The organism is Kitasatospora sp. NPDC051702 (genome assembly GCF_040681575.1).
Lineage (GTDB): Bacteria > Actinomycetota > Actinomycetes > Streptomycetales > Streptomycetaceae > Kitasatospora.
Genome location: NZ_JBFAZB010000005.1, coordinates 20,331 through 46,463 on the forward strand (window position 1 = coordinate 20,331; position 26,133 = coordinate 46,463).

General features: G+C 71.8%; 27 protein-coding genes and 1 riboswitch. Of the genes, 11 read left to right on the forward strand and 16 right to left on the reverse strand.

All coding sequences use genetic code 11. The annotated features are described in order from the left end of the window. The first annotated feature begins 311 nt into the window (after positions 1 to 311). The 6 genes from AB0N04_RS06410 (at position 312) to def (ending at position 6,805) form a co-directional block, all read left to right on the forward strand. On the forward strand, positions 312 to 1,055 hold the full coding sequence (locus tag AB0N04_RS06410) for a sigma-70 family RNA polymerase sigma factor (protein ID WP_360204332.1): 744 nt from the start codon (positions 312 to 314) through the stop codon (positions 1,053 to 1,055). Then, positions 1,052 to 1,459, forward strand: a complete 408-nt coding sequence (rsrA, locus tag AB0N04_RS06415) for a mycothiol system anti-sigma-R factor (protein WP_360204334.1) — start codon at positions 1,052 to 1,054, stop codon at positions 1,457 to 1,459. Before AB0N04_RS06410 ends, rsrA begins: the two co-directional genes overlap by 4 nt. Before the next feature lie 354 nt (positions 1,460 to 1,813). Then, entirely contained in the window at positions 1,814 to 3,250 is a 1,437-nt protein-coding gene (locus AB0N04_RS06420) for an HD-GYP domain-containing protein (RefSeq protein WP_360204337.1), read from the forward strand. Then, the gene (locus AB0N04_RS06425) at positions 3,247 to 4,617 is read left to right on the forward strand and encodes an HD domain-containing phosphohydrolase (RefSeq protein WP_360204339.1); all 1,371 of its coding nucleotides are present in this window, start codon (positions 3,247 to 3,249) and stop codon (positions 4,615 to 4,617) included. The genes AB0N04_RS06420 and AB0N04_RS06425 overlap by 4 nt, the downstream gene beginning before the upstream one ends. A gap of 488 nt (positions 4,618 to 5,105) precedes the next feature. After that, a complete protein-coding gene (locus tag AB0N04_RS06430) occupies positions 5,106 to 6,098 on the forward strand; it encodes a hypothetical protein (RefSeq protein WP_360204342.1) in 993 nt (330 codons plus the stop codon). 65 nt (positions 6,099 to 6,163) lie between these two features. Further along, the gene (gene def / locus AB0N04_RS06435) at positions 6,164 to 6,805 is read left to right on the forward strand and encodes a peptide deformylase (RefSeq protein WP_360204344.1); all 642 of its coding nucleotides are present in this window, start codon (positions 6,164 to 6,166) and stop codon (positions 6,803 to 6,805) included. 103 nt (positions 6,806 to 6,908) lie between these two features. Here the strand turns inward: def and AB0N04_RS06440 are convergent, their stop codons facing one another. Next, positions 6,909 to 7,430 (reverse strand): DUF2000 domain-containing protein, encoded by a 522-nt coding sequence (locus AB0N04_RS06440; protein ID WP_360204347.1) that lies wholly within the window; start codon positions 7,428 to 7,430, stop codon positions 6,909 to 6,911. A 49-nt stretch (positions 7,431 to 7,479) separates the two neighbouring features. On the opposite strand from AB0N04_RS06440, the gene AB0N04_RS06445 reads away from it, so the two are divergent. Continuing rightward, positions 7,480 to 8,283 carry an AraC family transcriptional regulator gene (locus tag AB0N04_RS06445; protein ID WP_360204350.1) on the forward strand — a complete coding sequence of 268 codons (804 nt, stop codon included), beginning with the start codon at positions 7,480 to 7,482 and terminating at the stop codon, positions 8,281 to 8,283. Here the strand turns inward: AB0N04_RS06445 and AB0N04_RS06450 are convergent. The 10 genes from AB0N04_RS06450 to AB0N04_RS06495 form a co-directional block, all read right to left on the reverse strand. Further along, entirely contained in the window at positions 8,243 to 8,719 is a 477-nt protein-coding gene (locus AB0N04_RS06450) for a hypothetical protein (RefSeq protein WP_360204353.1), read from the reverse strand. The two genes, AB0N04_RS06445 and AB0N04_RS06450, sit on opposite strands and share 41 nt — an antisense overlap. A gap of 74 nt (positions 8,720 to 8,793) precedes the next feature. Further along, the gene (locus AB0N04_RS06455; RefSeq protein ID WP_360204355.1) at positions 8,794 to 9,030 is read right to left on the reverse strand and encodes a DUF397 domain-containing protein; all 237 of its coding nucleotides are present in this window, start codon (positions 9,028 to 9,030) and stop codon (positions 8,794 to 8,796) included. A gap of 86 nt (positions 9,031 to 9,116) precedes the next feature. Continuing rightward, positions 9,117 to 9,350, reverse strand: coding sequence for a hypothetical protein (locus AB0N04_RS06460; RefSeq protein WP_360204358.1), 234 nt, complete (start codon positions 9,348 to 9,350; stop codon positions 9,117 to 9,119). A gap of 94 nt (positions 9,351 to 9,444) precedes the next feature. Beyond that, positions 9,445 to 10,284 (reverse strand): helix-turn-helix transcriptional regulator, encoded by an 840-nt coding sequence (locus tag AB0N04_RS06465; RefSeq protein ID WP_360204360.1) that lies wholly within the window; start codon positions 10,282 to 10,284, stop codon positions 9,445 to 9,447. Further along, complete coding sequence (locus tag AB0N04_RS06470) at positions 10,281 to 10,793, reverse strand: DUF6879 family protein (protein ID WP_360204363.1); 513 nt, start codon at positions 10,791 to 10,793, stop codon at positions 10,281 to 10,283. The genes AB0N04_RS06465 and AB0N04_RS06470 overlap by 4 nt, the downstream gene beginning before the upstream one ends. Further along, on the reverse strand, positions 10,777 to 10,986 hold the full coding sequence (locus AB0N04_RS06475; protein ID WP_360204365.1) for a hypothetical protein: 210 nt from the start codon (positions 10,984 to 10,986) through the stop codon (positions 10,777 to 10,779). Before AB0N04_RS06475 ends, AB0N04_RS06470 begins: the two co-directional genes overlap by 17 nt. Positions 10,987 to 11,238: 252 nt before the next feature. After that, complete coding sequence (locus AB0N04_RS06480; protein ID WP_360204368.1) at positions 11,239 to 11,760, reverse strand: DUF6879 family protein; 522 nt, start codon at positions 11,758 to 11,760, stop codon at positions 11,239 to 11,241. Positions 11,761 to 11,780: 20 nt separating this feature from the next. Continuing rightward, positions 11,781 to 12,287: a DUF6879 family protein gene (locus AB0N04_RS06485; protein WP_360204370.1), complete on the reverse strand. Its 507-nt coding sequence runs from the start codon at positions 12,285 to 12,287 to the stop codon at positions 11,781 to 11,783. Between the two features lie 145 nt (positions 12,288 to 12,432). Beyond that, positions 12,433 to 12,705 carry a hypothetical protein gene (locus AB0N04_RS06490; RefSeq protein ID WP_360204373.1) on the reverse strand — a complete coding sequence of 91 codons (273 nt, stop codon included), beginning with the start codon at positions 12,703 to 12,705 and terminating at the stop codon, positions 12,433 to 12,435. Continuing rightward, entirely contained in the window at positions 12,702 to 13,130 is a 429-nt protein-coding gene (locus AB0N04_RS06495) for an ATP-binding protein (RefSeq protein WP_363363467.1), read from the reverse strand. The genes AB0N04_RS06490 and AB0N04_RS06495 overlap by 4 nt, the downstream gene beginning before the upstream one ends. A 216-nt stretch (positions 13,131 to 13,346) precedes the next feature. Here AB0N04_RS06495 and AB0N04_RS06500 point away from each other — a divergent pair, with 216 nt between their 5' ends. Continuing rightward, on the forward strand, positions 13,347 to 14,198 hold the full coding sequence (locus AB0N04_RS06500) for a helix-turn-helix transcriptional regulator (protein ID WP_360204378.1): 852 nt from the start codon (positions 13,347 to 13,349) through the stop codon (positions 14,196 to 14,198). 25 nt (positions 14,199 to 14,223) lie between these two features. After that, on the forward strand, positions 14,224 to 14,412 hold the full coding sequence (locus AB0N04_RS06505) for a DUF397 domain-containing protein (RefSeq protein ID WP_360204381.1): 189 nt from the start codon (positions 14,224 to 14,226) through the stop codon (positions 14,410 to 14,412). 72 nt (positions 14,413 to 14,484) lie between these two features. Here AB0N04_RS06505 and AB0N04_RS06510 read toward each other — a convergent pair whose 3' ends face one another. From AB0N04_RS06510 to AB0N04_RS06530, 5 genes are all read right to left on the reverse strand, one after another. Continuing rightward, the gene (locus tag AB0N04_RS06510) at positions 14,485 to 15,501 is read right to left on the reverse strand and encodes a ribonucleotide-diphosphate reductase subunit beta (protein ID WP_360204383.1); all 1,017 of its coding nucleotides are present in this window, start codon (positions 15,499 to 15,501) and stop codon (positions 14,485 to 14,487) included. Continuing rightward, positions 15,501 to 17,903, reverse strand: coding sequence for a ribonucleoside-diphosphate reductase subunit alpha (locus AB0N04_RS06515; protein ID WP_360204842.1), 2,403 nt, complete (start codon positions 17,901 to 17,903; stop codon positions 15,501 to 15,503). The genes AB0N04_RS06510 and AB0N04_RS06515 overlap by 1 nt, the downstream gene beginning before the upstream one ends. Before the next feature lie 188 nt (positions 17,904 to 18,091). After that, a riboswitch (cobalamin riboswitch) is annotated at positions 18,092 to 18,256 on the reverse strand. 41 nt (positions 18,257 to 18,297) lie between these two features. Next, on the reverse strand, positions 18,298 to 20,361 hold the full coding sequence (locus AB0N04_RS06520; RefSeq protein WP_360204386.1) for a glycosyltransferase family 39 protein: 2,064 nt from the start codon (positions 20,359 to 20,361) through the stop codon (positions 18,298 to 18,300). Beyond that, complete coding sequence (locus AB0N04_RS06525) at positions 20,361 to 21,482, reverse strand: glycosyl hydrolase (protein WP_360204845.1); 1,122 nt, start codon at positions 21,480 to 21,482, stop codon at positions 20,361 to 20,363. Before AB0N04_RS06525 ends, AB0N04_RS06520 begins: the two co-directional genes overlap by 1 nt. Before the next feature lie 5 nt (positions 21,483 to 21,487). Next, positions 21,488 to 22,906, reverse strand: a complete 1,419-nt coding sequence (locus tag AB0N04_RS06530; protein WP_360204848.1) for a glycosyltransferase family 2 protein — start codon at positions 22,904 to 22,906, stop codon at positions 21,488 to 21,490. Positions 22,907 to 23,343: 437 nt separating this feature from the next. Here AB0N04_RS06530 and AB0N04_RS06535 point away from each other — a divergent pair, with 437 nt between their 5' ends. After that, positions 23,344 to 24,567 (forward strand): ricin-type beta-trefoil lectin domain protein, encoded by a 1,224-nt coding sequence (locus AB0N04_RS06535; RefSeq protein ID WP_360204388.1) that lies wholly within the window; start codon positions 23,344 to 23,346, stop codon positions 24,565 to 24,567. Positions 24,568 to 24,650: 83 nt separating this feature from the next. Continuing rightward, positions 24,651 to 26,105 (forward strand): LamG-like jellyroll fold domain-containing protein, encoded by a 1,455-nt coding sequence (locus AB0N04_RS06540; protein WP_360204391.1) that lies wholly within the window; start codon positions 24,651 to 24,653, stop codon positions 26,103 to 26,105. Positions 26,106 to 26,133 lie beyond the last annotated feature (28 nt).

The window sequence follows — 26,133 nt, forward strand, 5'->3', positions numbered from 1 at the left end:
CCGGGCGGCCGGAGCCGACCGGGCGGCGGTGACCAGGGGTTTCCGGCCGATCGCCCGTGCGAGTGATGAGGCGGCCGCGGCGGGAATGCGGGCGCCGTCCGGGTGGTTGACACCCTCGTCAGCACGATTCCCGGTGAGAGGCAGGGCAGATGGGTTCGATCGCGTGCCCCGAGCGGCCAGAGGAGCGCGAGGCCGCTGCGGCGTTCGCCCCCGCCTGGTCCGACTGGATTGTCGCGGGCGAGAAGCCCGTCAGCCCGATATCCTCCATTTCGGGGCGGCCCGCCGGGGGTCGTGCCCGCCATGCCGAGGAGGTGGGTCCGGTCGTCGGGACCGAGCACGAGGCCGAGCCGGGCCGGGGCCCGGAGGAGGGCCAGCCCGTGGGCGAGGCGCTCACCGGTGAGGAGCTGGCCGAGGCGATCGGTGAGGACACCTTCCGGGTGTCCGCGGAGGAGAGCGAGGAGGCCCGGCGGGAGCGCTTCGAGCGCGACGCCCTGGGCTACCTGGACCCGATGTACTCCGCGGCGCTGCGCATGACGCGCAACCCCGCGGACGCGGAGGACCTGCTCCAGGAGGCGTTCGCCAAGGCGTACGCGTCCTTCCACCAGTTCCGCGAGGGCACGAACCTCAAGGCCTGGCTGTACCGCATCCTCACCAACACGTTCATCAACTCGTACCGCAAGAAGCAGCGGGAGCCCCAGCGCACCGCGGCGGAGGAGATCGAGGACTGGCAGCTGGCCCGCGCCGAGTCGCACATGTCGACCGGTCTGCGCTCGGCCGAGACCCAGGCGCTCGACCACCTCCCCGACAGCGACGTGAAGGACGCGCTCCAGGCCATCCCGGAGGAGTTCCGGATCGCCGTCTATCTCGCGGACGTAGAGGGCTTTGCGTACAAGGAGATCGCGGACATCATGGGTACTCCCATCGGTACGGTGATGTCCCGGCTGCACCGCGGCCGCCGTCAGCTGCGCGGCATGCTGGAGGACTACGCCCGTGAGCGCGGGCTCGTCCCGGCCGGCAGCGGGGCAGGGCAGGAAGCGAAGGGCTCGGGCTCATGAGCTGCGGCGATCCGCACGACACGGAGTGTGGCGAGGTCCTCGACCACCTCTACGAATTCCTCGACAACGAGATGGCCGAGGGGGACTGCGCCAAGCTGCGGGAGCACTTCGAGGAGTGCTCGCCGTGCCTGAAGCAGTACGGGCTGGAGCAGGCGATCAAGGCGCTGATCAAGCGTTCCTGCGGCTGCGACGACACCCCGGCCGACCTGCGCAGCAAGGTGCTCGCCAGGATCGACTCGATCCGGGCCGGCCAGCGCTCGGGTGAGCAGGTGGTGGTCGCCGTCGAGACCGCGGTCGAGATCCACGTCGAGGCCGCCCGACCGGCCCCGACCCCCGGCCAGGGCGGCCAGGCGCCGTCCGCGCGGCCGGGCGCCCCCGTCGAGGCGGGTGCTCCGGCGGAGTAGCCGGCGCCTCCGCGCGGCCGGACGGCCGACCGGAGCAACCACCGGGCCCGTCGGCGAGGACGGGCCCGGTGGTCAGGACACGGAGTTCAGCGGCCCCGGGAGCGTGCGCTCCCGGGGCCGCTCCCGTCGTGCTCGCATGCGCCCTCACTCGTTCGAGTGAGTTGACGGTGTGCCAGCTGCGCCATTGCGCGATCATGCGTCCCCGCGCCCGGACGGCGGCCTATCCTCCTGACGGACGCTCATCGCCGGTCCGCCCGGCGTGCTGAGGCAACGCGGGCCCGGACGGCGGGGGAGGTCGAGATCGCTACCGACAGTGGAGGCGCGGCCCTGCCGCAGGGAGCGACGCGCTACCTGGTGGCCGTTCCGGTGGCGGCGCTCTGCTGCCTGCTGCCGCTGCTGCCCGCCGAGGCCGTCCCCGGGGTGCCGCGCTGGCTCGGAGCGCCGGTCGACTGGCCCAAGGTCGGGCTGCTGGCCCTCCTGCACGGGTGCTGGGAGTCGCTGGCCCAGGGCCTGCCGACGCCCTGCCTGCGGCTGACCCGCCTTCTGCTGCGCCGCCCGCCGCCGTCCGAACGGGCGCCCAACCGGCCCGGCGTCAACGCCTTCTTCCCGGTGCTGTTCGCCGGTGTGCTGATGCTCCCGCCGGCCGCCGCGGCCCTGGTCGCGGTGCCCGCCGCGCTGCTCGGCGGCCCCACCCGGCGCACCTGCCGGGCCCGTCAGCTGTGGAACGGCTCCCAGCTCGCCCTGTGCGCCTTCGCCTCCTCGGCCGCCTTTCAGCTGCTGCGCGGACCACAACTGCTGCTGGGCTCCCGGTTCCCCGCCGCACTGCTGCCCGGCTTCGCCGCCGTCGCCACGTTCTGCCTGGTCAACGGGGTGCTGGTGGGCGCCATGCTGATGCTCACCGAGGACCGCCGGCCGGTGGTGCTGCTGCGCGGGGCCGTCGCGGTCTGCGGACTGCCGGTGCTGGTGCACGCCGCCGGCGGCCTGATGGTGACGGTGCTCTGGCAGGGCCCTTACGGGGCGTTCGCGGCGCTGCTGGCGCTGCTGCCGCTGTCGATCTCGGCCTGGGTGTTCGCCCAGGGCCAGCGTGAGCGGGACGCCCACCAGGCCACCGTGCAGTCGCTGGTGCAGGCCGTGGAGATCAAGGACGCGTACACCCGCGGGCACAGCGAACGGGTCGGCCGGGCCTCGGTGCTGATCGCCACCCAGCTCGGCATGGAGGCCGAACGGCTGCGCACCCTGCGCTTCGCCGGGATCCTGCACGACGTCGGCAAACTGGGCGTGGCCACCGAGCTGCTGCGCAGAAACGGTCCCCTCAGCGAGGCCGAGCGGCGGGCCGTCGAGATCCACCCGGTGTACGGGTTCGAGCTGGTGCGCGGCATCGCCTTCCTCGGCGAGGCGCACGCCGGGATCCTGCACCACCACGAGCGGATGGACGGCCGCGGCTACCCCAGCGGGCTCAGCGGCGAGCAGATCCCCGAGTTCGCCCGGATCATCTCCGTCGCCGACGCCTTCGACTCGATGACCTCCACCCGTTCCTACCGGCGTGGCCGGCCCGTCACCGAGGCGGTCGCGGAGCTGCAGCGCTGCTCGGGCAGCCAGTTCGACCCGGCGATGGTGCGGGCGCTGATCGACGCGCTGGTCGTGCACGACTGGCAGCCGGTGCTGCCGCCGCCCGACGGCAGCATCCGGGCCGTCCCGGACATCCCGCTCGGGGTGCCCGAACCGGTCCGGGCCGCGCCGCGCCGGGTGCCCGCCCAGGGCGGGAGCGTCCCCACGGCCGGGCAGCCGTGACGGCGGCCGGCCGGCAGGCCCGCGCCGTGCACGCGGCGGCGGCCGCGCTGCTGTTCCTCGCGTGGGCCGCGGTCGCGCTGCGAGGGGTGGCCGAGCCGCGGGTCGCGCTGGCGTTCACCACGCTCATCGCACTCGGCGAGTGCGTCCGGATCACCCTTCCGGGGGACCGCGAGCAGGCACCCATCGGCGCGGCCGGCGCACTGGCGTACGCGCTGCTCGGCCCGCTGCGCGGGGTGCCCACCGCGCACGGCACGCTCCAGGTGGTCGCGGTGACCGGGGTCGGCCTGCTGCTCGCCTGGCTGCCCGGGCTCGCCCTGCCCTGGCTCAAGGCGCACTGCAGGGGCGGCGACGGGGCCGGCCTGATCCACCGGGCCCGGCCGGACCGGCCGCACCGGCGCCCGCCCTGGGCCGACCCGGCCCGCCGGGACAGCGCGGCCCGCCGCCTGCTCGGCGTCGGCTTCGCGGCCGCCGTCTTCCAGCCGCTCTACAACGGCGGTCTGGTCGACCGCTTCTCGCCCGAGGGCCCGGCGTACGGGGCCTTCCTGACCGCCGTCGCCGCCCTGGCCGCCCTCTGCGACGCGACCCTGGCCGCCCTGCTGCGCCGCTCGGCGGCCGGCCCGGACACCGGGCTGCGGTTCCCGGCGGCGCTGGAGGACGAGCTCCGCTCGCTGTTCGGCATCGGCTCGGCCATCGTCGCCACCGGGATGCTGGTCAGCCTCGCGGCCGGCGAGGTCGGGCTGTGGGCGCTGCCGCTGTTCTGCACCCCGCTGCTGCTCGCCCAGGTGTCCTTCCGGCGCGCCGCGGCCGTGCGGGCCACCACCGGGCAGACCATCGCCAGCCTGGCCAGGGCCACCGAGGTGGCCGGCTACACCCCGCACGGGCACGCGCGCCGGGTCGCGGACACGGCGTGCGCGCTGGGGCGCGAGCTCGGACTCGGGACCCGGGAACTCGCCCTGCTGGAGTACGCGGCCCTGATGCACGACGTCGGCCAGCTCTCGCTGGTCGAACCGGTGCCGGACGGCGCCACCGCCCTGCTGTCCTGCGCCGAGCAGCAGCGGATCGCCCGGCTGGGCAGCGAGGTGATCCGCCGCACCGGGGTGCCCCGGCAGGTCGCCGAGCAGGTCGCCCGGCTGGCCGATCCGGTGCTCGGCCCGGCCGGCGCGGACGGCTCGGTGCCGCTGGCCGCCCGGATCATCCGGGTGGCCAACGCCCACGACGACCTGCTGACGGCCGCCCGCGGCCGCGGGGTGGGCGAGGCGGTGGGGCGGCTGGAGGCCCTGGAGGTGCTGCGGCTGGGCCGCGGCCGGGTGTACGACGCCCGGGTGGTGGACGCGCTGGCCCGGGTGGGCGGGCAGGCCCGGGGGTGAGGGGCCCCGGGAGCGCGCCGCGGGGCCGAGGTCCGAGGACTCGGGCAGCCGCCGGCCCGGCCGTCCCGGGCAGCAGGGGTGACCGCCGGCCCGCCCGTCCCGGGCAGCAGGGGTGACCGCCGGCCCGGCCGGGGGTTCACCGAGGTCGACGGGGGTACCCGGCGTCCGTACGGGCGCCGGTGGGGGCCCGCACCCGGCGGGCCCGGGTCGGGTCCGGCCCGAGGCGGACTGGAGGCGCGGCCCAGGCACGGGCGCGCGACCACCCGCCGGGGTTGAGGCCGGGCGGCCGGGCGGGCAGGCTGGGTAGGGCGGGCGCCCAACCTCAGCGGTGGGGAGCGCGGGCGGGGGCGGGCGTGGTTGGATGCGGTCGTAGCGTGGAACACCGACCCGGGACACCGGGCCCGAACCCCGCGAAGCGTCCGGCCCCGAGGAGTTGGGGTGGGCGCGGTGGTACGGGACTCGAGCGGACGACGACGGCAGGGACGAACGTGAGGATCTTCCACCGGGCACGGCACCGGCCGTCCGCCACCTGGCGGCAGACGACCGACCGTGCCTTCACGCTGATCGGCGACGGCCGCTACGAGGACGCCGGCGCGCTGCTGGTGATGGCCGCCGACCTGGAGCCCTGGCTGTCCGACTCCTGGTTCAACCTCGCCCTGCTGCACAAGTTCCGCCGCGACTGGGAGCAGGCCCGCTCGGCCGGCCTGCGCGCCGTCGCCCTGCTCGACCGCGAGCACGGCGCCCCCGACTGGTGGAACCTCGGCATCACCGCGACCGCCCTGCAGGACTGGCCGCTCGCCCGGCGCGCCTGGCAGGCCTACGGGCTGAAGCTGCCCGGCGGCCCCGGCGGGCAGCCCGACGGCCCGGTCAGCCTGGACCTCGGCACCACGCCGGTGCGGCTCTCCCCGGACGGCGAGTCCGAGGTGGTGTGGGGCCGCCGGCTCGACCCGGCCCGGATCGAGGTGCTGTCCATCCCGCTGCCCTCCTCCGGCCGCCGCTGGGGCGAGGTGGTGCTCCACGACGGCGCCCCGCACGGGGAACGGGTCACCGACGGCGTCGCCTACCCGGTGTTCGACGAGATCGAGCTGTGGGCGCCCTCCCCGGTGCCGACCTACGTGGTGCTGCTGCAGGCCGCCACGGCCGGGGACCGGGACGCCCTGGAACGCCTGGTCGCGGACGCCGGCTACGCGGCCGAGGACTGGACGTCCTCGGTGCGGCTGCTCTGCCGGGCCTGTTCGGAGAGCCGGATGGCCGCCGACGACGGCCACACCGCCCACCACGACCCGCACGACGACGGCGACGCCGCGCACCCCGGGCACCTGAGCCACCTCAGCCAGGGCGGCGCGGCCGGGATGTCCTGGCTGGTCGAGCGGGAGTGCGGGATCGCCGCACCCGCACTGCTGGTCCGCTCGCTCCTCGACCGCTGGGTCGCGGCCGCGCCCGCTGCACGGGCGTACCGGGATCTGGAGGAAGTCTGCTGAGCGGGCCGCTTACCCTTGAGCGGTATACCTGGCCCATTCTCGGAAGCGGAAGCGGAAAAGTAGCGATGGCGGAGCAGCACGACCACCAGCACGACCACGACCACGAGCCCGCAGGGGACGCGGCCCAGCCGGTGAAGGTGGTCGGTGAGGAGCCGGACCTCTCCAAGGGCACCGCGCGTCCGATCACCGTCGTGGGCAACCCGGTCCTGCACCGCGAGGTCAAGGACGTCACCGCGTTCGACGGCGAGCTCTCCGCGCTGATCGACGACATGTTCCAGTCGATGTACGCGGCCGAGGGCGTCGGCCTGGCGGCCAACCAGATCGGCGTCGACCTCAAGGTCTTCGTCTACGACTGCCCCGACGACGAGGGCGTGCGCCACATCGGCCACGTCATCAACCCGAAGCTGGAGGAGTACCCGGCGGACCGCAAGCGCGTCCTGGACGACGGCAACGAGGGCTGCCTGTCCGTCCCGACCGCCTACGCCGAGCTGGCCCGCCCGGACTTCGCCGCGGTGACCGGCGTCGACAAGGACGGCAACCCGATCCGCGTCGAGGGCACCGGCTTCTTCGCCCGCTGCCTGCAGCACGAGACGGACCACCTCTTCGGGTTCCTCTACATCGACAAGCTCTCCAAGCGCGACCGCAAGGACGCCCTGCGGCAGATGGCCGAGGGCACCCCGCGCTACGCGACCGTGCCGAACGCGTAGTCGCCGCCCGCGTCGAACACCGCTGCCCCGTACGGGAGTTCCGTACGGGGCAGCGGTGCGTCCCCCCGTTCGGGGCGGGCGCCGGTTCGGGCGCGGTTGTCGTTCAGTGGTGCATCCGGGCCCCCTTGAGGACCTTGTCCACCGCGTTGCGCGGCCCGTGGACGGCCAGCCCCACCAGATCGAGCAGATCCCCGGGCACCGCCCGCACGGCCGCCCGGTTGTCCCGGTCGTTGCCCGTGGCGAACAGGGCCGAGGTGAAGACGGCCGTCGGCAGCGACCGGCCGAGCGCGCGGCCGTGCGCGGCCGTCAGTACCTCCTTCGTCCCCTGGAACACCAGGACGGGCTGGCGGAACATCGGCAGGTACGCGGTGCCGTCGGCGTCCGCGTACGGCTCCCCGACCAGCTCGGGGCGGACCGTGCCGAGGCCGCTGACCAGGAAGGCGGTGACGTTCAGCCGCTGCCAGGGCTCCAGGTCCTCGCGCAGCAGGACGGCGATCTTCGTGTCGAAGCGCACGGGCGCGCCCGCGGTCCCCGCGTCGGTCCCGGTGTCGGTCCCTGTGTCGGCTGCCGTGTCGGCCCCGGCCCCGGGTTCCGTGCGGGCGCCGGTCTCATCGATCGTTCTCATGCGTCGAGACTGCGGGGCGCCCGCCCCCGCCGTCTTGTACGTTCTTTGCATGGCATCCGGGCAGGAGATCTCTGCTTGGCGTCCGACCGTCCCGGGCGTCACCGAGGTCTTCCACGCCCACTTCACCGAGCACGCCTACCCCATGCACGTCCACGACAGCTGGACGCTGCTGATCGTCGACGACGGCGCGGTCCGCTACGACCTGGACCGCCACCAGCGCGGCACCCCCGGCGACACCGTCAGCCTGCTGCCCCCGCTGGTCCCGCACAACGGCTCGCCCGCCACCGCCCACGGGTTCCGCAAACGCGTCCTCTACCTCGACATGACCCAGCTGGACGCCAGCTACATCGGGCCCGCCGTCGACGGCCCCGACCTCGCCGACCCGCTGCTGCGCACCCGCATCGGGCAACTGCACACCGCCCTCGCCGACCCGGGGGACGAGCTGGAGGCGGAGAGCCGCCTGGCCCTCATCGGCCAACGCCTGCGCGCACACCTGCGGCCACGGCCGGCCGGCAGCGATCCGTCGCCCCGCCCGGGCGTCGCCCAGGACCTGCGGGACCTCCTCGACGAGCGGCTGCTCGACGGCACCACCCTGCAGGAGGCCGGGGGAGTGCTGCACGCCCACCCCGCGCACCTCGTCCGCGCCTTCAGCGCCGCGTTCGGCCTCGCACCGCACCAGTACGTCACGTCCCGCCGCGTCGACCTCGCCCGCCGGCTGCTCCTCGACGGACGGCCGCCCGGCGAGGTGGCGACCGCGGCGGGCTTCTACGACCAGTCGCACCTGACCAGGCACTTCAAGCGGGTCTGCGGCGTCACCCCGGGCCGGTACGCCCGGACGGCGCGGGGCGGCTGAGCGGCACCGCGGGGGCGGCGGCGGGCTTCGTTGCCGGCGCGGGCCGGCCGGCCGGGCAGGGGAGGTCCGTCCAGAGCCGGTGCGGGCAGACGATCACGTAGTGGCCCGACCAGCGGGTGTCGGAGATCCAGCGGGACCACAGCACGTCGCAGGCGCCGGCCAGTTGGGCCAGGGCGTACCGGCGTCGGGCGTCGAGCGGCAGCCAGGGGTCGCCGTCGGGGGTGTGGCCGGTGTAGCGAGCGGTGAGCCAGAGCACGGCGGCTTCCGGGGTGTCCCACGTGCCCCGGACCTGGGAGGCCGGGCGGCGCAGCCACCAGCCGGTCATCATCGGCGGGAGGTCCGAGGCGCCGAAGCGGATGATGTCGACCGGCCGCCGCTCGGCCTCTCTGGTCAACAGTCGGCCGTCACCGGCCCACTCGTAGCCGTGGAAGTGCAACGGTGCTTCTCCTCTGGGGCGTTGATCCCCTCCCGCCCGCGCGGGACCGCGGGCGGGAGGGGCTTTCAGGAGGCTCAGACGGACAGGCCGAACCGAGCCGGGTCGATCCCGGCGCTGGTGAGCTCCTCGGCGGTGAAGAGGAGGGGCGCACGGTCGGGCCGCTTGCTGTCGCCGAGGGCGTAGACGCCGTGCTCGACCAGGCCGAGGGTCACGCACGACTCGCCGTCGTCACCCCCGCCCTGGTTGCCGCCGCACGCGCGGTTGAGCGTGAGCTGCGAGAGGTCGAGTTCGTAGAGGTTGCGATCGGTCATCGCCGACACCACCTTCCGGTGTGGTCCCGGGGCGCGACGAAACGGCCCCGCCCCGCCCAGGAGTTGGGCGGAAGATTCGAGGGCGGTCAGCCCCAGAGGCTGATGCGCGTGGTGAGCTGGTCGACGGGCACCTGCCGCGGTGGGGCGTCCGGCGCGAACAGCGGCCGGACCAGGGCCCGGCCGTCCTGGGCGCCGACGATCTCGACCAGGCCCCCGGTGGTGAGGTCCTTCCGGACCGGGTTGTCGTCGACCCGCGCCATGAACTCGGCATGCGTCCGGCGGCGGGCACTGGTCGGCTGCGCGGAATTCTCAGCGGGCATCGCGGACTCCCCGTGGCTTGGCTTCCCGGCTTAACTAAACGGTAGGCGCGGCCCTCAGGTAATTCCACATCTATGCGCGCGGTTGCATAAATTCCTAGGTCGAAGTTCGGAAGTCGTCGGACCACTGTTCTAGGAGGTTTCTCATTTCTGCGCCGAACATGGCGCATCCCTCCATGGTGGAGAAGGTATCCACGTGTATTGCGACGTCCTTCGGGTCCCTGAGTGCCAGGACTCCACTGGTAGTTTCGATGGTTACGAGGGACCTGTCGTAGACGGTAAAGGTGTCCATCGGTGCGACGGGCATCAGGCCGGTCAATGGGATTATGCCGATTTGGATGTTGGGGAGCCGTGAGAGTGAGATGAGTCGATCAATCTGCATGGCCATGGCCGGAGCTGGGATCAATGGCCACCTGGCAGCCATCTCCGAGAGCAGGAACGTGAATTTCTTGTCGGTGTCGTAAAGGATCTCCTGTCGGCTCAGCTTCCGCGCGATGAGCTGACTTTGGTCGCCTTGAAGATGGGACAGGCTAGCCTTAATGTATTCGGGTGTGGAGAGAAGCCCAGTGATCATCGACAGAAGGAAGAACCTGAACTCGGTGGACGACGACTCCAGGTTGGCGAGCTCCTGCTGCTTGCGGTGAAGCCCCTTCCTTCGCAGCGCACGGAGGCCTTGCCAGTCCGTGCTCGCCAGGCGCGCGAGCTCCGCGACCGAAGCCAGTATCTCTGGTGGGGCCTTCAAGGCTCGCAGGATCTGTTCCACGTCCATGGGAGTGGCCGGGCTTTTCCCGCTCTCAATCCTGGAAATTTTCGACTGAGACATGTTGCAGCGTGCAGCGAGCCGGGCTCCCGAGAGCCCGGCTCGCTTTCGCAGATCTTTCAGCGTCGCAGCTAGTTCCTGCTTGGACTGGCCCAGCTGCTCTGGGTGGAGCGTCACGATCCGAGGTACTCCGCGAATGGAACCGAAGCAAAAATGGCGATCCGCTGGTATTCGAGGTAAGGCGCGAGGTCGCCGTCGAAGAGCTCGCGACTGATCTGAGTTCCATCCGCTCTGTAGTTCATGAGGACGACCTTGGATTTGTCGAACATCCAGAAGTCCTGAGCGGATTGGAGGGGGTTCTCCTTGTCGGTGACGTCAAGGATTCGAATGTCTTCGCCGGCTCTGAGGTGATGCCGGTAGTAGTACTCGAATTCAAACCGAAGATAGTCGGAGAGTGGGCGTTTGACGATGTGGACGCGGCCGACGTGCTTACCTGCAGCCGTCCACTCTGCCACCTCATCCATCCACCCTGACTGGTAGTCGTCGGGAGAGTTTTCGCCGGACAGGAACCGGGAGAGTTTCTCGGCTTCCTGCGGCATGGTGTACGTGGGAAGCGTTTCGAGCCGCCACGCTTCCGACTGCATGGAATCGAAGCACTGGTTCCAGGTGTCACCAGCCAAGAGCACGAAATGCCTCCCTCAGGACACTCTCCGGAATCTCAACGAGGCCCTCCCCGTTGGGCGGGGTGAAGGCGAGAGAAAGGTCGCCCTGGATCACGAACGACCCCGTATCCGTCTGGTAGACGTTGGGGCAGTCCTTCTCTCCGCACTCGCCGCTTCCGTTGCCCGTGAGGCGGGTGAGAGCTGCGCGTCCAGACATGTCAAGCCTCCCTTTTTCGAGCCGGTTTGACTAACCGGTAGCCACGCTAGAGGCATGGAGGCGGGCCGTCCACGCATCGGCGTGACTATGCACGTCATTGACTAAGGATCTTGGTTTGGCATCTGTGGGACGTGCACGTTGCCGTGCGACTGTGTGCGGTCCCACGCGGGCAGGTCTGACCTCCCCGCCCAGCGTGAACGCTGGGCGGGGAGGGACTTCAAAGCAGGTGGGTGGTGACGCCAAGCTCCTCCCTCACTGGCTGCCGTGACGCTCCCACCAGTCGGCGAACGGCTCGGCTTGGCGCAGAGCTGTGTCTCGCCAGTGGATCCACTGCTTCACGTCAGGTTCCTCGTCTGCCCCGATGAACCTGCCCTCGCCGTCGTAGGCCATGGAAAATGCTGTCGACTCGTCGAACATCCAGAAGTCGGGGCAACCGTCGATGGGGTTCGACCTCCCTGTGACGTCCAGGATGAAGAACTCCTCGCCAGCGGCGGCGTTCGCTCGGTACCCCCAGCCCAGTTCGAACTGGAGGTACGGTGTGAGTGGCCGGGTCAGTGCGTGGACTCGGTACATCCGGCGGCCGGCGTCAGTGTTCCTCCTGACCTTCGCCAGCCATTCGCTGTTGTAGCCGGAGGGCTGAGGCTCCCCAGCGAGGAATGCCCGATAGGCATCGACGTTGCCGGAGTTGCCGTAGTCGTCCAGGGTCTCCAGTCGAAATGCCTCCTGTTGGAAGCTTTCGAAGAGTGCGCCGAAGGCGTCACGAGAGATGGTCATGATCAACCCTTCTTGGTGGCTCAGTGGGTCGCCGTGTAGTCCCCGAAGGGGACGGCGTGGGTGAGGGCGATGTCTCGATACCGCTGGTACTCGGGAAGGCAGTCGGCGGGGAGGAGTTCGGCGCCGATGAACGTGCCGGTGTCGGTGTAGTGCATCCGGTAGACCCGGGTGTCGTCGAACAGCCAGAAGTCGTGGTCGGGCAGACCAGTCACCTGCCGCAGAGCCGTGTCGATGATGCCGATCGACTCGCCGGCTTTGATGTTTCCGGGGTAGGCCGCCAGCTCGTACCGGAGGTAGTCCGACAGGGGAGACCGGAGGACGTGCACCCGGGCCACCTGCTTGCCCAGATCCGTCATCGAGCGGACCCACGGGTTGTCGGCACAGTCGGGCGGCAGCCCTTTGCCCGCGAGGAAGTCGGCGAACTCCTCGCGTTCTTCGTCCACGTCGTAGACGGCCAGTGTTTCGAGCCGGAAGGCCGTTCGTTCGAAGGTCTCGAAGAGGAGGCCGAAGTCTTGACCCTTGAGCACGGAAGTGAACCTCCAGAGGGGGCGACTCGTCGATGCGCAGCCTGTCCCGCTCGAAGCTGCGGGGTCAAGGACGCGGATTTGCGAGGGACGTAAGGCCGTTCGACCACCCCGGGCTGGTGTGAGCACCAGCCCGGGGCGGCCGAGTTCAGGGGTGGTGGGTGGTGATGGTGATGGGGTGGGCGGTCCAGCGGGTCAGCTCGCCGACGTAGAGGGTGGTGCTCCACCGGCCGCCGCGGGCGAGGCAGTAGGCGACGCCCTCGCCGCCGCCCGGGCCGATGCAGAGCCGGACGAAGTCCCGGTGGGCCTCGCGGACGGGCAGCTTGCGCACCCGCTCCCACAGCACGGGCAGTGCGTGGTCGAGGCTCGGGAAGACGGTGGGCAGCATGATGCCGACGATTCCGGCCCGGACAGCACTCATGCGGCGGCCTGCTCGGGGGAGATCTGGCACCAGACGACCTTGCCGATCCCGCCCCGGCGCGGGCAGCAGCCCCAGCTCTGCGCCAACTCGTGGACGAGGAGCAGGCCGCGGCCGGCCTCCTCGGAGTCGGCCGCCTCGCGGAGTTCCGGCTTCTCGCTGTCGGCGTCATGCACCTCAATGCGGAGGAGGCCGTCGGCAAGCGTGAAGCGGACCTGGATCAGGCGGTCGCGCGGCGTGCGGGCGTGCTGGACGGCGTTGGTGACCAGCTCGCTGACCAGCAACTCCCCGGTGGGGAGCAGGCGTTCGCCGCAGGGGTGGGGGAGCAGGAACTCGCGGAGCTCCTGCCGGGCGGCTCGGGGAGACGTGCGGTGCCGGGGCAGCCAGCAGGTCTGCTCGGCGGGGGAGAGGGGAGCGGCTTCAGGCATGGCGGGGCCACCTCTGGAGTGTGCAGGTGAGAGCGGCTGAAGGGGGCATGGGGATGCCCGGGATGAGTCCGCGGCGGTCACTCTGGGTGGCATGGCGGACTACAGCAAGTAGCATGCGGTGGAAATGAGTCAATGCGCAACTTGCCCGATGGAAATTTTCCAAGATCTTTTTCCGGGGCGTATGATCTGGGCCTAACCGGTGTGATGGAGCATCAGATGAGCCAAGCGCGACCCACAGTGCGCCGCAGGCGATTGGCGGCTGCTTTGGTCAGGCTGCGAGAGGAAGCCGGCAAGTCGCCCGAAGCGGCGGCGGAGCGTATCGGTTGTCACCGTTCGAAGATCAGCCGGATAGAGAACGCGCGGCTGGGCATCTCGCTCGGCGAGCTGCGAGATCTGCTGACCTTCTACGGTGTGGAAGACCACGGCCGTGTCGAGGAGTTGGTCGCTCTTGCTCGTCGGGGCCGAGAGCCCGGGTGGGTGCAGCGGGCGAGCTTGGCTCGGCCGTCCTACTCGGACTTCATCGATTACGAGGAGACGGCTGACTACATCAGGTCGTTCGAGAACATGCTGATCTCTGGCCTGCTGCAGACTCCCGACTACGCTCGCGCGGTGATGCAGGCCAAACCGTCCGGGCTGGCCGCCGAACAAGTGGATGCCTTGGTGACTGCTCGGATGGAGCGACAGGAGGTGCTCACCAGGCCGAACCCGCCGCGCTTGTGCGTGATCGAGGGCGAATCGGCGTTGCGCGTTCAGGTGGGTGGCGCGAAGGTGATGGCTGGGCAACTCGACAAGCTGGTCGAGATGGCTGGGCATCCCTATGTGGAGCTCCAGGTCTTGCCGGACCGCGCCGGTGCCCATGCTGGTTTGATGGGCTCATTCGTGATGTTCAGTTTCCCGTCTCCCGACTACTCGGACGTAGTCTGCGTCGAGCACCGGACAGGGACGCACTACATGGAGACGCCAGCCGAGATCGATGAGTACACATTGATCTTCGACTCGCTCCGCTCAATCGCCTTGAGTCCGGCTGACAGTCTCGACATGATCGCTCGGGTACGACAGGGGTTCTGAACTCCGGGCAAGAGATGGGTGAGTTATGACCGGCGAGTGGCACAAGAGCACCTACAGCGGGCAGGGCGGGAACTGCATCGAGGCACAGGCCAGGTCGATGACGACAGCGGTCCGGGACTCCAAGGACCCTGGCGGTCCCGTGCTGCTGTTTCCGGCTGAGGCCTGGGCCTCGTTCCTCGTGGGGGTCAAGTCCGGGGAGTTTTCGGCCGACTGATCCAACACGGAGGTGCCCCGCACGGGCTGTGGCCGTGCGGGGCACCTCTCCGTCCGTCTACCGGGCTACTTCCTAGAAGTCGTCGTCGAAGGAGACCGAGCCCTCGACGGCGACCTGGTACGCCGACACCCGGCGCTCGAAGAAGTTGGTCAGCTCCTGGACGTTCTGCAGCTCCATGAAGCCGAACGGGTTGCTGGACCCGTAGCGGATCGGGAGCCCGAGACGGGCGAGGCGCTGGTCCGCCACCGCCTGCAGGTACTCGCGCATCGAGGCGGTGTTCATGCCGGGCAGGCCGTCACCGCACAGGTCCTGGGCGAACTGGAGCTCGGCCTCGACGGCCTCCTCCAGCATCTCCGTGACCTGCTTCGCCATCTGCTCGTCGAAGAGGTCCGGCTCCTCCTCGCGCACGGTGTCCACCACCGAGAACGCGAAGTCCATGTGCATGGACTCGTCGCGGAACACCCAGTTGGTACCCGTCGCGAGACCGTGCAGCAGACCCCGGCTCCGGAACCAGTACACGTAGGCGAACGCGCCGTAGAAGAACAGCCCCTCGACACACGCCGCGAAGCAGATCAGGTTGAGCAGGAACGCCCGCCTGTCCTCCTTGCTCTGCAGCGAGTCGATGTGGTCGACCGCGTTCATGTACTTGAAGCAGAACTGGGCCTTCTGGTGGATGGAGGGGATGTTCTCCACCGCGGCGAAGGCCGCGTTGCGGTCCTCCGGGTCCGGAAGGTAGGTGTCCAGCAGCGTCAGGTAGAACTGGACGTGCACGGCCTCCTCGAACAGCTGACGGCTCAGGTAGAGCCGCGCCTCGGGGGAGTTGATGTGCTTGTACAGGCTCAGCACGACGTTGTTCGCGACGATCGAGTCACCGGTCGCGAAGAAGGCGACCAGTCGGCCGATCATGTGCCGCTCGCCCTCGCTCAGCTTGGCGAGGTCGGCGACGTCGGAGTGCAGGTCCACCTCCTCGACCGTCCAGGTGTTCTTGATCGCGTCCCGGTACCGGTCGTAGAACGACGGGTAGCGCATCGGGCGCAGGGTCAGCTCGAACCCGGGGTCGAGCAGCATCTTCTCGCGGTCGTCGGACATCACTGGCAGGCCTCGCAGGACTCGGGGTTCTCCAGGGAGCAGGCCAGCGCGGCCTCCTCCTCCGGCGTGAGGGTCGGCGTGTTCACCGGGACGGGCGCGGCGGCACGGGCGGTGCCGGAGGCGGCCTGGGCGATCCGGGTGGCCGGGCGCGAGCGCAGGTAGTAGGTGGTCTTCAGACCGACCTTCCACGCGTACGCGTACATCGAGCTGAGCTTGCCGATGGTCGGCGCGGCCATGAACAGGTTCAGCGACTGGCTCTGGTCGAGGTACGGCATGCGGGCCGCGGCCAGGTCGATCAGCGCGCGCTGCGGCAGCTCCCACGCGGTGCGGTACAGCGACCGCACCTCGGCGGGCAGCCAGCCGAGCTCCTGGACGGAGCCGTTGGCGTCGCGCAGGGCGTCGCGGGTCGTCTGGTCCCAGACGCCGAGCTCCTTGAGCTCGCGCACCAGGTACGGGTTGACCTGCAGGAACTCGCCGCTGAGCGTCTCGCGCTTGAACAGGTTGGACACCTGCGGCTCGATGCACTCGTACACGCCGGCGATCGAGGCGATGGTCGCGGTCGGGGCGATGGCCAGCAGCAGCGAGTTGCGCAGGCCGGTCTCGGCGATCCGGGCGCGCAGCGCGCTCCAGCGGTCGGCCCAGTGCGGCTGCACGTCGAAGTGGTCGATGTGCAGCTCGCCGCGGGCGGCGCGGGTCTCGCCGTACGCCTCGTGGCGGCCGAGCTGCTCGGCCAGGTCGGCGGAGCGCTCGTAGGCGGTGAGCATGATGCGCTCGGCGATCAGCGTGGACAGCCGCGCCGCCTCGGCCGAGTCGAAGTCGATCCGCAGCTTGAAGAAGACGTCCTGCAGGCCCATCACGCCGAGGCCGACCGGCCGCCAGCGGGAGTTGGAGGTGCCGGCCTCGACGGTCGGGTAGAAGTTGATGTCCACCACGCGGTCGAGGAAGGTGACGGCGGTGCGCACGGTGGCGTCCAGCCGCTCCCAGTCCATCGCGCCGAGCAGGTCCTCCGCCGACGCGCCCTCGGCGACGTGCGCGCCGAGGTTGACCGAGCCGAGGTTGCAGACGGCGGTCTCGGAGTCGTCCGTGACCTCCAGGATCTCCGTGCACAGGTTGGAGGAGTGCACCGTGCGGCCGGGCAGCGCGGTCTGGTTGGCGGCGCGGTTGGAGGCGTCCTTGAAGGTCATCCAGCCGTTGCCGGTCTGCGCCAGGGTGCGCATCATCCGGGCGTACAGGGTCTGCGCGGGGATGGTGCGCACGGCCTTGCCGGCCTGCTCGGCCTTGCGGTAGGCCTCGTCGAAGTCGGAGCCCCACAGGTCGACCAGCTCGGGGACGTCGGCGGGGGAGAACAGCGACCAGTCCTGGTTGGCGTTCACGCGGCGCATGAACTCGTCCGGGATCCAGTGCGCCAGGTTGAGGTTGTGGGTGCGGCGCGCCTCCTCGCCGGTGTTGTCGCGCAGCTCGAGGAACTCCTCGATGTCGGCGTGCCAGGTCTCCAGGTAGACGCAGGCGGCGCCCTTGCGACGGCCGCCCTGGTTGACCGCGGCGACGGAGGAGTCGAGGGTGCGCAGGAACGGGACGATGCCGTTGGACTTGCCGTTGGTGCCGCGGATCAGGCTGCCGCGGGAGCGGATGCGCGAGTACGACAGGCCGATGCCGCCGGCGTGCTTGGAGAGGCGGGCGATCTGCGCGTAGCGGCTGTAGATCGAGTCCAGGTTGTCCAGCGGCGAGTCGAGCAGGTAGCAGCTCGACATCTGCGGGTGGCGGGTGCCGGAGTTGAACAGGGTCGGCGAGGAGGTCAGGTACTCCAGCCGGCTCATCAGGCGGTACAGCTCGGCCACCTCGCGCACGGACTGCTCGGTGTCGCCGACCGCCAGGCCACAGGCGACGCGGAGCAGGAAGTGCTGCGGGGTCTCGACGACCTTGCGGGTGATCGGGTGGCGCAGCAGGTAGCGGGACTGCACGGTGCGCAGGCCGAAGTACTCGAAGCGGTCGTCGCCCTGTCGGTCGATCAGCGCGTCGAGCGCGGCGGCGTGCTTGGCCACGAAGGCGGCGGTGGTGTCGCCGATCAGGCCCTCGGCGTGGCCGACGGCGATCGAGGCGGCGAACGAGGTCGCCCCCTGGCTGTCGGCCTCGTCGACGATCTCCAGCGCGAGCAGGCGGGCGGCCAGCTTCGAGTACTGGGGGTCCTCGGCGATCATCGACGCGGCGGCGTCCACGGCCAGCCCGCGCAGCTCGGCGAAGTCCGAGCCGGCGTGGCGGCCGCGCAGCGCGGCGGCGGCGACATGGCCGGGGTCCACCTGGGGGAGATCGACACTACGGTCGGTGAGCAGCCGCAGCAGCGCGCCGCCGGGGTCGGAGACCGTCGGGGCGGCGGGGGCGGAACCGGAGCCCTGGGTGGGCAGGGTGGCTGAGGCAGCGGTGGTCAAGGCGCTCTCTCCTGGCGGCGATCGGCGGCGGTGATCGGGTCCGGGCCGAACGGGGCAGGGGAGCACGGCGCGTACGCAGGAGTGCGTCGCGCGACGGTGGCGTCCCCGGCCCGCCCGCGAGGCCCGGAAGGTACTGCTCGTGCTGGCGCGGCCTCTGCGGGAGGGCCGTGGCGCACACCGTCGGCAGGTACTCGGACTCGCGGGCGCGGCTTGTCGAGCCGCCCGCACACCGCTGCGGGGCAGTCCCGGACTCGCACCGGGTTCCCCTGCTTTGACAGCAGGAGTGAGCATACATCTAGTGGCGGCTGACTGCGGCGGCACCATATGTTGTGGCCGACGTGTCGTGGGCCACGGTGGGCCCGGCGGCCGTTCAGTGCTTCAGATAGACCTTGTAGGTGCTCGAATCGCCCGTCGGAGAGGTGAACTGGGCGATCAACCGGTAGTGCCCGCCGCTCGCCAGCGCCGTCGCCAGGACGCGGTCCGTGGCGGCCGGGGCGGTGCTGTCCAGGACCACGACGGTGAAGTAGCCGTCCTTGATCGCGGCCGCGCTGCCCTCGTCGCCGTGATGCTCGACACCCGCCGCGTCCCGGTAGTCCGTCCCGGAGCGGGCCGACGTCCACTGCTCGGGCCGGCTGACGGCGCCGAGGTAGTACTCGGGCAGCCCGTCGACCTCGGTCAGGTAGTGGCCCTGCGGCGTGGCGTGCACCCGCAGGACGGCGAGCAGCCGGCCGGAGTCGGGCCCGTTCTGGTAACGCAGCGCTGACTGCTCCAGACCGAGCGCGAGCAGGGCGACCCAGACCAGGATGCCCAGCTGCGGGTGGCGGAAGTGCGCGCCGACCAGCCGGGTGAGGCCGACCCCGGCGAGCGGGGCGGCGAGCAGCATCCCGAAGCCCAGGTGCCGGAACAGCGCCCCCGAGGTGCCAAGCGCCAGGTGGACCGCCGGGACCAGCAGGGCGGTGCAGGTCAGGGCGGTGCCCAGCAGGGCGCGCTGGGCGCGGGTGGTGGTGACGCCGTCGTTCTCCGGCGACTCGAGCAGCTGCTCGCGGCGGGCGTACGCGATCGTGCCGGCCACCGCGAGGACGGTGAACAGGCCGCCCCACTGGACGGTGTTCAGCAGGATCTCGCCGCCCGGACGGGAACCCTGCCCGTGGGCCGGGGACCACCCGGCGACCTCGCCGAGCAGTCCGAACGGCAGCAGGGCGCCCACCGTGCCGGCGGCGAGCAGCAGGGACCGCAGGGCGGCCGGGCCGAGCCGTCGCCGCGGCCAGGCGGTGGCCGCCGCCAGCGCGACCAGCGCGGGCAGCGTGAACACCGCGGAGTACGCGACGGCGCAGGCCAGGGCGGCGACCGGCGCGGCGAGCAGGACGAGGGCCACCGGGCGGCGCGCGGTGAACACCGTGACCCAGGCCGCCAGGGCGACCAGCAGGACGGCGAGCGCCTCGGGCGCGGCGTAGAAGCCGACGACGACGGTCGACTGCACCACCGCGTAGCCGGCGATCGAGCAGATCGCCACCCGCTCGTTGAAGAGCCGGCGGGTCAGCGAGTACAGCAGCACCGTGGTGAGCAGGGCGAAGCAGAGGCTGAGCACCCGGGCGCCGAAGATGCCGTTGGCGTCGGCGGCGGCGCCGGCCAACGGCAGGTACAGCTGGGGCGTGCCGGGTATTCGCTCGGCCAGGTGGGTGGTCACGGGGGTGCCGTGCAGCAGGTGGTCGAGCTGCTGGCGGCCGGCCACCATGGCGGCGGCCTCGTCGGGGTGCGCGGCGGCGAGCAGGCGCAGCGAGAGCAGGGCCTGGATGACGAGGACGGCGGCGAGCACGCCGCGGGCGATCCAGCGGCGCCGGGGGCTGGGGGCCGGGTCCCAGCCGATCGCGGGGACCTGCGGGATGGTGTACGGCGCCAGCTCGACGGCCTGGTCGTCCACCGGGCCGGGGGCGCCGGTCGGGGCCACCTGCGGCGGCGCGTCGGACGCATCGGGTGCCGGAACGTCGGGCCCGGGAAGGTCGGGCCCGGGAACGGCCGGCCCGGACGGATCGGTCCCCGGGCCGCCGGTCCCGGAAACCCCGGACGCGGGAACCCCGGACGCAGGAACCCCGGACGCGGGAACGCCGGGCCCGGCACCGTCGCCCCCCGCCGCGCCCGGCCCGGGCGAGCGGTCGGCGCGGCGGAACAGGTCGGTCCCGGCCGCGGGCGCCGCGGGGGCGGCGTCCGCCGTGGTCAGCGGGTGCCCGCCGCCGTCACGGGTGTCCGTGTCGAGGGCGGCCCGGGCGGCCCGCAGGGCGTGGGCGGCCCGGGCGGCGCGCGCGGCCCGTGCGGCGGCCGGGGTGGGTACGGCCTCGTCCGGCACCGGCACGGGCAGGTGTGCGGGCACCGGCGCCTGTGCGGGCCCGGCGGCTGCGTCGTCCGGGGCGGGGGTGAACTCTGACTCTGCGCTCATCATGGGTTCCGGATGTCGAAGCCGAAGCGGGGGTCGGACACGCGCCGCCTGAAGGCCGCGAGGGTCTCCGGGACGGCCTCGACGCGCCAGTCGGCCCGTTTGACGATGTTGAACCAGACGAAGCCGAGGATGTCGTCGTGCGCCGCGACCCCGGAGAACAGCTGGTCGATGTCCGCGAGCTGGCGTTTGCCCTGTTCCGAGGCGGTCTCGCAGATGAAGAACGGCTTCTGGCTGAAGCCGCGGATCTCGGCCATGGTCGGCCCGTACAGGAGGTCGAAGTTCTTCGGCCCGGTGCGGGTGAAGTACCCGGTCATGCCGGCCCAGTCGACGTAGGCGTCGCCCGGGTAGTAGGGCGCGAGCCGGGTGTTGGGCGCCGGGTCGGTGATGTTCGGGTTCCAGACCCAGATGACGTTGGTCGCCCCGGCCCGGTCGAAGAGGTCGTGCACGTGCCGCCAGGCGGCCACGAACTCCTGGGCGCTGGCGGCCTGCCGGCCCCACGGGTACCAGTTGCCGTTCATCTCGTGCGCGATGCTGATCGCGATCGGCTGGTCGAGCTTGGCCACGGACTTGGCGACGCCCCGGACGTAGTCGTCGGTGTCGCCGGCGGCGATCGAGGCCAGCGAGTGGTTGTACGGCTCCCAGGCCATGTACGGCAGGGCCCCGGCCGCGTAGATGCGCTTGGCGCCCTGGGTGTCGAAGCCGCCCTCCCAGTGGGCGTAGAACTCCAGGACGTTGGGCTGCTTGCCGATCGTGGAGGTGTAGACGGGCAGCGCGTCCATCGTCTCGGGGACGCCGGGCAGTGCGGCGCCGAGGTACTTGTGGTCCGGCTTGAGCAGCGGTGTGACGTCGTACGGCACGCCGGCCGGGACGGCCTTCGGCTTGGCGGCGGCGCTCGGGGTGCCGGTGGCCGTGCCCGGGGCGCCCGTGGCGCCCGGGGTGGCGGGGGCGGCGGCCGCGGGCTGGTCGGGCTCGACGGCCTCCTGCATCGCGAAGCCGGGGTCCTCGGGGCCGCAGGCGGCGGTGGCGAGCAGCAGCGCGCCGGCGAGCAGGGCGAGTGCCGGCCGCCGGCGGTACCGGTCCGGCCGTCGGGGGTGGCCGGGCCGTCGGGGGTGGGCGGACATGGTGATCACACGGCTTCCGTCGGTCGCGGCTGGACGAGGACCCGGCCGACGATGGTGGCGTAGAACAGACCGGACGCGAGGACGAGCGTGAAGTTCAGCGGGCCCATCGTGAGCATCCGCCAGATGCCGAGGCCCACCCAGAGGACGGCCGTCCCACCGCTCCAGACGATCATGCCGATCCAGAAGCGGCGGGTCTTGTTCCGCTTGGCGCCGGTGGAGCCGGTCGGCTGCCAGGCCATCCGGTTGCGCCGCAGGATGTCCCAGATCGCGAAGACGTGCGCCCAGCCGTACATCATCCGGGCGGCCCAGGCCTCCAGCCGGTACGGGTTGCGGTGCCAGAGCGGGAAGACGACCGTCGCGTAGAGCAGGCCGGGCAGCACCAGCAGGGTGTTCTGCCAGCGGATCAGGTCGGGTCTCGCCAGCAGCAGCACGATCGGGATGAGCGGGGAGACCAGGGTGAACAGTGCCGTGTGGATGTAGTAGAAGAACCCGGACAGGTAGCAGGCCCGGGTGACCGGCCGCAGTCTGGTCGTCCAGAACTTGCGGCTGCCCAGCAGGCTCATCGACCCGGTGCACCAGCGGTACTGCTGGTTGAAGAAGCCGCCGACGTTGTCCGGGCAGACGCCGGTCGCCAGGGCGACGGGCACGTACTGCAGGTCCCAGCCGAGCCGGCGCAGGTCGAAGCCGGTGTGCACGTCCTCGGAGTGCCCGATCAGCGTGGTGCCGCCGTTCTCCTCCAGGGCGGCCCGCCGGTAGACGGCGCAACTGCCCACGCAGATGGCGCCGTCGTTGCGCTGCCGGGACACCTGCACGGTGCGGTAGAACAGCTCCTGGACGGCGCCGGCGCCGCGCTCGATCCAGTTCTGGCTGTCCAGGATGCGGAAGAACTGCGGGGACTGGATGATGCCGAGGCGCGGGTTGGCCGCCATGTACGGGAGCATCTCGGTCAGCAGGTCCGGCCTGGGCGCGAAGTCGGCGTCCAGGATGAGGATGTACTCGCTGTCGGAGTTGCGGAAGCCGAACTGCAGGTTCCCGGCCTTCTTGAACCAGCCCAGCTTGTTGCGGGTGCCGTACACGAACTCGAAGTCGACGGCCATCTGGGCGAGTTGCGGGCTGTTGCTGTCGTCGAGCACGTAGGGCGTGACCTCGCCCGGGTACTGGTCGCGCAGCCGGGCGACGTGGGTCCAGGTGTTGTGCAGGACCTCGATCGGCTCGCCGGCCACCGGCAGGAAGACGTCCACGGTCGGGTACCGCTCCGGGGACCAGTCCCGCACCAGCGCGCGGTGCGCCGCGAGGTCGAAGGTCTCGTTGAAGCCGTGCACCCAGCGGGATATCAGGTAGTAGACGATCGTGAAGGCCAGCGGCGGCACGAACAGGAAGAACCACGGCGTCGCGCCGAGCAGGCCGATCTCGCTGGCCACCATGCAGGCGAAACTGACCAGGGAGAAGCAGGTCAGGATCCACAGCCGGCTGCGGGCGTAGGAGTACTTCTCGGTGTTGTCCGGCGGCTGCGGCAGCAGGCCCCACTGGGTGCGGGCGGCCGGGTCCCGGCGCGCGCGGCGCCGCGATCCGGGTGCCTGGCGGCTGCCCGCGAGTCGGGTGCCCTCGGTGACAGTCACGTGGCTCTTCTCCCCCGGAGGCCGTAATCGATGTGAACCTGACCCGCCCGCCGGCCGTTGTCCGACGGGCCGAGCGGGGGACGGAGGGATCGTACGGGACCGGCCGCGCCGGGGCCGATCCCCCCTCGTCCGGCGGCCGTCCGGAACCGATTCCGGGCTCCGGTCGTGATCTGGACCGAGTGCGGGCGGAGCACATGTGTACGGTTTCCGCCCAGCGATCGAGGACGGTACGGGGAAGAGTGATGAGCATCGTGGACGGTATGGCCGGCCGGCCGGCGCGGGGGCTGCGGGCGGTCGTCGCGGTGTGCGCGGCCGCCGCACTCCTGGCCGGCTGCGGCGGCGGGGCCCGGGTGGCGGCGCAGCCGTCGGCCGGACCGCAGTCGTCCGCGCCCGCGCAGCCGGGTCTGTGCTCGACCGCGCAGCTCCCCTTCCCCAAGCTGCCGGTCGACGGCGGGACGAAGATCCTCGAACCCAACCCGTGGAACACCGCCGGGACGGTCTGTCTGGACGCCTCCGGGGACACCGGTTTCACGGTCACCCAGGTGCGCGACTTCGTCCCGCGCAACCCGCTGGCCCCGGGCGCCTACCCGAACATCTCCACCGCGCCCGGCGCGAGCGGACTGCCCGTCCCGGTCAGCGCGCTCGGCGACGCCACGGCCGACTGGGACGCCAACGGCCGGGTGAGCGGCTCCTTCAACCTGTCCTTCGACCTCTGGTACGGCTCCAGCCCGGACAACTGCCTGCCGGGGGAGAGCGCGGAGGTGATGGTCTGGCTGGACGCCACCGACAACGTCCGCCCGGCCGGCAGACAGGTGACGGACGCCCAGAGCATCGGCGACACCGCCTACAACGTGTTCGAGGCGCCGATCACCGGCCCGCACAGCGTCATCAGCTACGTACGCACCGCCCCCACGCACACCACCCGCGGCCTCAACCTGCGGCTGTTCACGGCCGACGCGATGGCGCGGGGGTACGTGCCGAAGGGCTCCTACCTGTGCCGGGTGCAGGCCGGCTTCGAGATCTGGACCGGCGGCACCGGCCTGCGCAGCGAGTCCTTCGCCTTCCACAACCGGGTCGGCCTGCCGGCCGGCGAGATCCCGGCGGGGGCTCCGGGGACCTGCCTGCGGCACGGCGGCGGCGGGCCGGCGGGCAGCCCGGTGACCGTCGGGGCCTGCGGGGACCAGGCGGTGTCGACCAACTGGACGGTCGGCAACGACGGTTCGGTGCGCGGCGGGGCGGCCTGCCTCGTGCCGGGCGACCGCGGCGGCGTGACGCTGGCCGAGTGCACCGGAGGGTCCGGGCAGCGCTGGGTGGCCGGGGCCGGCCAGCGCCTGCAGCACCAGGACTCGGGGCTGTGCCTGTCGACCGCCGGGGGCGTTCTCACGGACGGCACGGCCGCCGCCCTCAGGCCCTGCGCCGACGCGGTGTCACAGCGCTGGCGGCTGCCGTACAACGGGCAGGCCTAGCGATCGGCGCGGGGCCGGGTGCCGGGCCGGGCCCGCGCACCCCCCATGGGCGGGAAGGGGCCGATGCCCTAGCATTCCCCACCATGAGCGATCGACCGGTACCGAGTGGCGAGCCGGGGCAGCCCGCCGGAACGCCACCGCAGCAGGCACCGGCCGGAGGGGCCCAGGCCCCCGGTCTGCCGCCGCAGTCCCCGAGTGGTGCGTTCGGGCCCGCCGACGGGTTCGGGCCGCCGGATGGTGCGCCCCAGTACCAGCCGCAACCGCAGCCGCCGCAGGTGACGCCGCGTCCGGTCTCCCAGCCGGTGCCGCTGGTCCCGCAGCCGGGCCAGGCCGGCCCGCAGCCCGTGCAGCCGCAGCCGGTGCAGCCGGGGCCGGTCCAGCCCGGCCCGGTGGCGCCCGCCGCCGTCCAGCCGGGGCCGGCGGCCGCGCAGCCCGGCCCGCAGCCGGTGCAGCCGATACCCGTGCAGGCCGCTCCGCAGCCGGTTCAGCCGATACCCGGGCAGGCCGGCCCGCAGCCGGTTCAGCCGATACCCGTGCAGGCCGGCCCGGCCGGTCCGGCGTGGCCGCAGCAGACCGGCTTCCCGCCGGCGCAGCCGACCGTCGGCAGCACGCCGGACTGGGAGGCGCTGGCGGCGCGGAACGAGAAGGACGCCAAGCGCCGCCGCCGGGTCAAGCTGATCGGTGCGGTGACGGCCGTCGTGGTGGTGGCCGCGGCCGGCGCCGGCTACGTGCTGCTCACCAAGGGCTCCAAGGACGGCAACGGCCCGACGGCCTCCGGGCCGAGCACCGCCGCGGTGAGCACGTCGGCCTCCGCGTCGGCCTCCGGATCGGCCGCGCCGACCGCGTCGGCGAGCGGCCCGGTCAAGGGCATCGACAGCCCGCCGACCGTCGGCAGCCTCCCGGCGACCAAGGGCGCCGTCGCGCTGGGCCTGGGCTCCGACGCCAAGACGGGCTCGGCACCCGGCTACTCCGGGCAGGTCCTCAAGCTGCCCAGCGGCCAGAACTCCTTCGCCCAGAGCGCCTCCCAGGTCGTCGACGTCAGCAACAGCTTCACCGTCTCCGCCCGGGTCCTCGTCGACGTCCCGAACGGCAACCGCAGCGCGGTCAGCCAGGGTGACGGCCAGTACTACTCGTACTCGCTGGGCCGGGCCAACAACAACGGGCACGACCTCTGGTACTTCAAGGTCCAGGTGCCCGGCGGCGGTTCGGCGGTGGCCTGGTCCAAGGGCGACGCCACCGTCAACCAGTGGGTCGTGCTGACCGGGGTGTACGACGACCCCTCCGGCCAGATCACCCTGTACGTCAACGGCGCCCCGCAGGCCTCCGCGAAGTCCCCCGGCGTGCCGCCCAGCGGCGCCAACACCCTGCAGATCGGGCGCCTGAGCTCCAACTCGCAGTGGAGCGACCCGTGGCACGGCGCCGTCGCCGACGTCCAGACCTGGGGTCAGACGCTGCCCGAGGCCGACATCGTCAAGGTCGTCGCCGGCCCGAGCTCGCCGCCGGCCACCCCGCCGGCGGCGGCCTGGCTCACCGGCTGAGCCCCCGGCCGCCGACCGCCGGGCCGAG